Below are 9,353 nucleotides of genomic sequence, written 5' to 3' on the forward strand. Positions count from 1 at the left end.
ATAAAAAAGTCATTTTTCGTTGTAGGAAAATATTAAATTTTTAAATAAAAGACATAATTAATTAAAATTATAATTTGCTATTAGTATTTTTTTAAAAATATTTACAATTATTTTAATAGGTTATGCAAGAAGTCTATTAAATAAAATAATTTTCGCAATTTTATTTTCTCCATTTTATCTTTTTTGGTTTATAGGTTCAAATTCAATTATATTAAAAAAACAAGATAACAACTAAAACTTCAAAAATAACTTGAAAATAAAAAATCTAAGGTTTACTTAGATTTTTTATTTTATTAGGTTTATACTTCGTTTGCATTAACTTGCTCTTGAATACTCATATGATTAATTTTATAAGTTGAAATTCAATATGTTATTAAATAGATTCCTGCCATTAAAATAAAAGTAATTGGAATCGTAATTCATGGGAATCCAAATGGAATAATTACTTTAGCAATTGCAATAAACCCATAAACACCTAGTCATAATATTAGTCACATTATCCCAACACCTAAAATCCATGCTAGAAAAGCAAACGGAGTAAATATTCCTAATGTTAAACTATTAATTTCACGATTTGAATATCCTAAAGCTTTCATCACAGCCATAAATTTTAAGAAATAATTAACAAATGATTCTGTCATAATATATACAATAATAATAGCAGTTATAATCGTAATAACAACAAAAATAATTGATAAGATACTTGAAATTCAAGCAAGTTTTTCAATAACTTGCGATTTAATAATTAAATAATCTGTTCCTCCAACCCCACTAGTTAATTGACCATTCATAAAATCATTCATTGAATAGGAACCATCTGAGGAAGAAAGATTAAATCGTGTTGTTTGATCAACTTGATCATAATATTTACTAAACTTACCATTAAATCATAACATTGGATTATCATCTTTGTTATCATATAGTTCACTAGAACTTGTATCAAAACCAAGAATTTTATTAGCAATAACTTGATTTACATACGCTCTTGGAACATCATATGAATTTTGAATCCCAACAACTTTATATTTAATATTTTTAGTAATTTTCCCAATTTTTAATAATCCTTGGCGTAATGCTTCTCGATATCAGTTAGTTGGAAACCCGGTTATTAAATCACCTATGCCATTAATTTCTTTATCAAATTTATTATCAAAAGGATGAATAATATAATAATCACCGTCTTCAGTTTCTTCTTTAGTGACCACTCTCTGATCAGCAGGACTACTAAGGTCTAACAAGCCTGGTAACCGACGTCCTGTTGTTGCAGAAATCGTTGAATTTTGAAATTCACCTTGTTTAAAAGCATCAACTGGTAATTTTAAAACAAAATTTTTGATATTATAATAATCTTGAACTTTACCATTTTTATTTTCAAAACCAACACGTGTTTTGTTTCCAATTGTTAATTTTGTTAAATCAAGGGTAAACGGGTTGAGATTATCATCAGACCAACCACTTGATAACTCATATGACCACGCTGCTTGATCAACAGCACAATGAAGTGCATCATCACAATATTGTAACTGCTGAACACTAGTAGTAGTTTCAATTATTTTATCTAACAATAAATTATATTTACTTTCTGCGGCTTTATTTACAACCATTGGAATAAAATCTGTCCTAATATTTAAATTTTTACTATTATCTAAAATTTTTTTAATTGTTTGATTTGGAAAAATAATTGTTTTATTATTTACATTAATTCCATATGTTGGAAGAATAAAACTTGAATCTGATATATTTGTTGTATATCCGGTATAAACATCTTCATTTTTTGAATTATAAGTTGAAGTTCCAAAAGTAAAATTAAATTGTAATTTAGCCAAATCATCTTTTAACCACATTGCTCGAATTTTGCCTGGCATAATATCACTTGTTGCATATTGTGCACAATAAGTCCAACGGTCAATAATATTTGGGTCTGTTGGATGAACTGGTGATTTACCAAAAGCACGTGGCATTGTTGAACATAATAAAGTATCAATTTGATTTCGAATAGCAACATTTTCACCATAACGTTTATACATAGCATAAAAAGTACCAATTGATAAACTTGTTCCTTTTCCAACCATAAAATTAAAAATAATCATATTATTTAATTGTTGTGCATATAAATGAGAATTTTTAGCATTAATATCATTTTTTGTTGATAGCCATTCTCCATTATATAAATAATCACTTACTAAAGAATTTTTAATTAATGGATATGCTGCCTCAGATGAAAAACCAGGACCATTCCAGTCATACATTTCATAACGACTAAAAGGAATATTCCCAATAACGTTTGTATATTCATACTGGTTATCATAATTTAAATTGGCATAATAATCCTTACTAAATTTATTGATTCCTGTTGGAATTAAAGTTGCTAATGTTAAAAATAAACTAGCAACAAAAAATGTTAAAAAAAATCAACCAATTTTTTTCATTGAAACAGCCATCATCACGAAACGAAATTTTGTTGTAAATTTTTTAAAATGAAAAATATTACTAATAGAATAAACTAATTTTGAAGTTTTAATATTTTTATTTGGATTTAATAAATCTAATGGGCTGATTATTAATTGCCGAATTGCTGTTACTAAAATTGACAAACTACTAACAAGACCAATAATTCCAAAACAAATTGCAAATGGAATTAACGAAAATGAAAAGTTAACTGGAATAACAAAATAACTATTGAAAACACTCATAATAGGTAATTGTAAAAATACACCAATAATTCATCCAATCGGAACTCCAATTCCAGTTACTACAATCGCATGAGCTAAATAGGAAATAGCAATTGTTATTCCACTATAACCATTTGCTTTTAAAATTCCATTTGCAATTTTTTGTTGATTAATAATTTTTTTAATTAAAATTACTAATGTAAAAATTAAAATAATTAAGAAAATAAGACATAAAATAATTGTAATCGTACGATAAAATTTAATTGTAGTTCCTAACAAAGAATAACGTAAGTAAACTAACTTTGTTTCATCACGGCTTTGTAATGGGGCATTTTTATCACTTGGATTATTTAAATTTCAAAAATCAGCTGATAAATATTTTTTGAAATTTTCAAAGGCTGTACCTTTATTTTCCGGTAAACCAACATAATTAATATATAATGTAGAATTTTCTTCAATATCAGTGTTAGCAGCAATAGACTCACTACGATAAACTTTTTCAGAAACATAAATAATACCATCTGTTTTTGGATCTGGAAAAACATCAGTATCATAAATTGTTGGATAAATATTAGTTGGATCTCCACCAATAGCACCAACAAAGAAATTTGAGTTTTCACCAATTGTAAGTTGGTCTCCTACTTTTAATTTTTGAATATGCGCAAATTGTGGCGTAATAACAACATACACATCATTAATTGGATTAGTTGGATCAAAAGAATCATATTTTTTAATAAATTTTAATTTATTATCCGATAATAATTGTGTTCAATTAATAATTTTATATTTTAAATTTGATGTTAAATCTCAATATGCATATTGTTCACGTAACTGAAATGAAAAGTTTGAAGCTTTAGCAACTAATGCATAATAGGCTTTTGTCAAACCATAAGGCCCATAAGGTTGATTCCGAAAACTATTATTTTTATTATTTTGATTATAAAAATCATTAACACTAAAAACAGCGTTTTCAATATTATTATTATAACCAACATCAAGATTATTAATAGTTGGTGAATAATAAAGACTAATTTTTGTTAAAGGCTGTGATGTATCTTTTACTAAAAAACTTAAATCACCATTTAATTTTTCCTCAAATATTCTATCTTCAATGCTAGTTTTAGTAGGGATTTCATCTACGCTTCCTCGTAAATCAACATCTTTTTTTCATTTTGTTATACCATTATTAACAAAATCAATAACAGCATCTTTTAATTTTGTTTCATCTGTTATACCTGAATATTTTTTATTTAAATATGCAATAATTAAATTTATTGTATTTTGTGAAATATCACTATGCGTAAAATTATTCATAAATTCTTCAATCAAAGATAAATTATTTTGATTAAAAAGATAACCTTTCTGATCATATAATTGTCCAATTACAGAAGTTTGAAAAGCTTCATTATTAACGTTGAAACGATATAAACCATTATTTAAAAAAATTGGTGCACTTTTATCAAGATCAGTAAAAATAATATTACTTACTTTATTTGCTTTAGAATCAAAAGTAAATTTTATTTCAACATTATTATCCAAAGCTTTTAATGCGCCATCTTCACCTAAATGAACATAAGGCAATGTCCACTGTTCCCCATTAACATCAGTAATCAAATGATAATCATTGCTAAAAGCATATCATGGAGTAATTGTTTCAACATTTTGCCCTGTTTTCTTTTTACTATCAAATCTTAATAAATAATCATAAGCAAAAGTTCCTTTCCCCATAAATGAATATGCATTAGATAAACGTGTATTAACAATTCACGAAGAAGTTGTTAATAATGTTAAAAGCGCAGCTAATATTATAAAAATAATTAACTGTGCTTTTTGCTTAAACATACTTTTTAATGTTTGTAAAAACAGCAACATTTTTTAGATCTCCTCTTTTTCAATTAACTATTAATAATAACGAGTATTGTTATAGTATCAAACAAAATCACTTAATAAATATGAATTTTTTGTTAAATCATCTTTAATCCCTGGATTATACAAGAAACGAGCTTGGTTATTAAATTGAACAACATAACTATATTTAATTTTGTCACTATTTGTTAAATATTCATTACCCATTCCATCATAATCAACTCAGTCTTGATTGTTTCATGTTTTGCCCTCTGGTGCAATATTATGACGTTGTTTTGGGTCTTTTTCTTGTTCAACATATGAAGGAGAATTCCCTGAAACGGGATCAGTATATCCTAATGGTTTTTTATGACGTTCTAATTTAGTTGAAGCATCTTTTGGACCATAGTAATCTAATTGATAACGAACACCTGTTACAGAACCATCAGTTACAATTGCCCCTAATTTTGAACCATCTACACCAGTTCCTGATGCTGTAATATATCATTTTCGATCTAAGAAAATATTATCAAATCAATCTTCTGCCATTACTTTATTAACTTGACTTGTTAATTCACCAATATAACCATTTTGTGAATCTAATATTTGTGTAATAAATTTATGCATTGATTCATGATCAGGATAAGTATTATTTCCTCCATGCGCTCAAATATTAATGATATCGAATAATGACCCTTGTTTATATTGACCTATTTGTTCATCAAAACCATAACTATTTAAGATAAACTTAGCATATTCACTATCAGGATCAACTGCCATTAAGTCCTCTTTAAAGCCATTTTTATTCGGTCCTTCATTATAAACATCATCAATTGTTTTAACATTATCAATATTTAAATTATAATGTCCTTCACTATCATTACTGTCACTATCATTACTGTCACTATCATTACTGTCACTATCATTACTGTCACTATCATTACTGTAAAATCAATTTGCTAATCCTGCAATTCCTTTTAATAAATTAAACAAATCAAAGTTTGGTGCGTTTAACATTTGCAATAATGTTCGAATTAAAGCAACAACACTATCTTCAGCAAAATTCCCAATTAAGCCTTGGAATTTTAAAAGACCCTCATAAACTGTGTTTGACATTATGCGATTAAATTTTTGAACATCAAAATTTGAACCTTCTTTTGCCAAAGCTTCTGTAAATCAATTTCCTAAAACAGAATACCATTTTAAAAAGGCATTTTTATGTTCTTTTTTATCACTTGTTAGATCTAAATATTGTTTCTCCTCTGACATAATCACGGTTAGAGATTTTGCCACAACTGGACTGTTAAAAATATCATAAAGTTTCATACTTTGAATTGTTTTATCAGGGTTATCTACTTCACCATCACTTTGTTTTTCAACATTAAGAACTGTTTTTTCAATAGTATCACGACTAAATATCTCTAATAATGGACTATTTGGTTTAACATTACCTGAATTATCAAAAAACTGGCTTTTTATTTGTTTTAAAATAAAAAACGGTGCTGCCAAAAAAATTCCTGCAGTTTTTTCACCAGAACGATTATTTTGAATAAATGGTAATAATTGTGCTAATGAATATAAAACTGGTAATTCTAATCCTGATCCAAATTGGCCTAACATAGTGATTGCTTCATCAAAATATTTTAAACCAAATAAATCATATAATGAACTTGACTGGTTCGCCACAGCCCTCCCAAATTTAATTTCTTCACCACCATCTTTATAAGACAATATTGACTTTGTTGGTGGTGTTGAAAGTGAATTATGATATAAAATATTTGATACATAAGGACCCGATGATGAATCATAATAATTACTTCATCCAGCCGTTCTGTTAATATAATTAATAACTGATTCTGATTTTTGTGACAATGTATTTGCTAAAGCTCCAGTATCATATTGAGCTCATGCTAAATTTGGATTTGCAACAAAATCTCTGTAACGCCCTGTTGCATCTGTTGTATTTCTAGCATGTCCTTGGTTATCTTCTGTATTTCACTTTGAAAAATCAGTCATTGCAGCAATTGATGACATTAAATTATAAGTATTTCGCTCTGGTTGATAATTATTATCTGTTGCTTTTCAAGGATTATAATAAAGATTATTTAATTTTTTATATTCTTCAACATAATCTTTAATTTTAATTTCTTTCCCGCTTTTAGTAGTAAAGACTCCTTTTAAATTTCTTCCAACATTGTTTAAAAAATACTGTAATGTTGCAAACCCATAAGTATTCATATTTTCATGACGACTAGCAATTAAAATTTTAGCAATTGTACTAGTATATTTGACTAAATTTCGAATTGTTGGGTCGATTTTATTAAGTTCACTATCAAAATAATTATTATTTTGACTATTTTTTCCTTTTGCACAAGAAACTACCCCTAACATACTTGCTGACATTAAAGTTGTAGATCCTAATATAGAAAGTAATTTTTTCATTTCCTTCACTCCTTTTATATTTATTAAATTTTTATAAAAATCATTAATTTAAAAGTCAGCAGATAACATTAAATTATCATTACCTGCTTATAACCATTAATAAAAATTGTTGTATATTTAATTGGCTTATCCATACTCAAACAATTATTTTTAATTGCTAAAACAAAATATTTTAAATCATCATTGTTTTTTTATGATTTTGTGTTTTAGCATTATTTTTATTTATTAAAACAACATTTCAAAAATAAATTCAAAGTAAAATAATTATAAAAATATTTTTAAAAATTGTTGATAATTTAATATCATTTATATTTTCAATAAAATATAAATTTAAAATTAAACAGAATAATAACAAAATAAAACCAAACGATAATCTCCGAAAAATTTGTTTTACTTCCATTACGCTATTATTAATTACAATAGTACTAATTAAGCTTCCATAACCAATCATTCATAAAATTAAATAAAATGAGTTATTTTTTGTTTTTAAAAATGCATTAAAAATAAAATTAAAAATAACTGGAGAAAAAATAATTAAAAAGAAAATAGCAATTAATTTATTAAATAAAATAATAAAATTAAAATATCTTGTCTTTGTTGTGCTAAGAAAGATTGCAAATAATAAAAAAATAAAATTTAATAAATTAATTGTTGATCTTTCTATTCATCTAAAAGAAAATTGAATAAAAATATTAAGAACAAGCAAAATTGATAAATTGCTAATAAAAGTAAAAATAAAACTAATAATTGCAAATTTAGTAAAGGTGTTATTAATATTTTTAATAGATTTTGTTTTTAAAAAACTAATGCGGATTAAAATACTAATAATGAAAAAATAAAAATTCAAAAAAATTGATGAAAAGATATTAAAGTTAATAAATTTATTAAAAGTGATAAAAATTTATTAACATTTTTTCTACTCCTATATTTTTACATATTAACATTTTACAAAAAAAAAAAAAAAAAGCAAGGGCTAATTTTGCTTTTTTTAAGAAAATTAAATTATTTAAGGTCAACTGAGGCTCCAGCAGTTACTAATTGTCCTTTAATTTCTTCTGCTTCTTCTATCTTTACTTTTTCTTTAATTACTGCTGGTAATTTATCAACAATTGCTTTTGCTGCCATTAATTCTTTTCCAGTAATTTCTTTAACTAATTTAATAATTGCAACTTTACTTGGTCCTGTATCTGTTAACACAATATTAACCTCTGAAGGACCAACTGCTGCTCCTACTTCTTCGGGAGCAGCAGCAGTTGCTGCTGCAGCTACAACACCGAAATGATCTTCAATTCCTTTTACTAATTCATTTAATTCCGATAATTTCATTTCTTCTAATGCTTTAATAATATCATCTTTTGATAATGCCATAATATTTTCCTCCTCATTAAGATTTTTCTATAAAATCTTTGAATAACATAACTAATTATTCAGTTTTTGTTTTAGCAATTTCTTTAACTGCTATTGCAAACATACGTAATGGGTATAGTAAACTTGCTCCAAACATTGATAATAATTCATCTTTTGTTGGTAATGCTGCAATTTCAACAATTGCTTTTGTATTTAAAACTTTACCCTCATAAATTCCAGCTTTTAATTTTATTGCTGGATGTATTTTTGCAAATTCTGCTAAAGTTTTTGCGGCAGCCATCTGTTCACTTGTGCCAAACGCAAAAGCATTAGGACCTGTTAAAAATTGGTCTAATTCAGCAAATCCTGCCTCTTTAGCAGCCAAACTTACTAAGTTATTTTTATATACTTTAATGTTTACATCTTGTTTTGTAAGCATTCTTCTTAGTTCTGTAAATTCAGCAACCGTTAATTTTTGATACTCAACAATAACTGCTGAATTAGCATTTTTAAAGTTATTAACAATTTCATTAACAACTGCTGCTTTAATTTTCATTGCTGGCTTCATTCTTCGCCTCCCTATAATAATTTTAAAAGCAAAGGCAATTAACCAAGTGGATTAATTGCCTAAAACATTATTTAAATAATATAAAAACATGTCATTGTTATATATCTCAATAATGCCTCGGCAACATAATTAAGATTTAATAAAATCCGTTGCTGTCTATGGTATTTTGATGACTATGGTACAATACCAAATAATATAATATTATAATTTTTGTTAAAAGTCAAATAAAAAAAGTTATTTTAAAAAATTTTATTAATCTTGTTTTACTTTCGGCTTATTTTCTTATACCGATTATTGGCCGTATAAATTATTTTGGGGTCTTAAATTAATATCTTAGAAATTGTGGAATAATATACTAATTACTTATTATAGATTGTATTTATAGATTGTATTACTTTTAATTTTATTGTCAATATATTTTTCTATTTTTTTAAATTTTTCCACAACAAAAATACATTTTTATTAAAGTTATTTAATTT

General features: G+C 25.6%; 5 protein-coding genes and 1 other annotated feature. All 5 genes read right to left on the bottom strand.

Annotation, left to right across the window (positions count from 1 at the left end; all coding sequences use genetic code 4):
- Nucleotides 1–299: 299 nt before the first annotated feature.
- A complete protein-coding gene (locus tag EHU54_RS02875; protein WP_400248835.1) occupies nt 300–4,544 on the bottom strand; it encodes an FtsX-like permease family protein in 4,245 nt (1,414 codons plus the stop codon).
- 30 nt (nt 4,545–4,574) lie between these two features.
- Nucleotides 4,575–6,959, bottom strand: a complete 2,385-nt coding sequence (locus EHU54_RS02880; protein WP_400248836.1) for a hypothetical protein — start codon at nt 6,957–6,959, stop codon at nt 4,575–4,577.
- A gap of 172 nt (nt 6,960–7,131) precedes the next feature.
- Nucleotides 7,132–7,665 (bottom strand): hypothetical protein, encoded by a 534-nt coding sequence (locus tag EHU54_RS02885; protein WP_400248837.1) that lies wholly within the window; start codon nt 7,663–7,665, stop codon nt 7,132–7,134.
- Between the two features lie 296 nt (nt 7,666–7,961).
- The gene (gene rplL / locus EHU54_RS02890; protein ID WP_400248838.1) at nt 7,962–8,327 is read right to left on the bottom strand and encodes a 50S ribosomal protein L7/L12; all 366 of its coding nucleotides are present in this window, start codon (nt 8,325–8,327) and stop codon (nt 7,962–7,964) included.
- Nucleotides 8,328–8,382: 55 nt separating this feature from the next.
- On the bottom strand, nt 8,383–8,874 hold the full coding sequence (gene rplJ, locus EHU54_RS02895) for a 50S ribosomal protein L10 (RefSeq protein WP_400248839.1): 492 nt from the start codon (nt 8,872–8,874) through the stop codon (nt 8,383–8,385).
- 72 nt (nt 8,875–8,946) lie between these two features.
- Nucleotides 8,947–9,054, bottom strand: a sequence feature (ribosomal protein L10 leader region).
- Nucleotides 9,055–9,353: the final 299 nt, after the last annotated feature.

Origin of the sequence: Spiroplasma sp. ald, from assembly GCF_044714355.1 — a bacterium.
GTDB classification, from domain to species: Bacteria; Bacillota_I; Bacilli_A; order Mycoplasmatales; family Mycoplasmataceae; genus Spiroplasma; species Spiroplasma phoeniceum.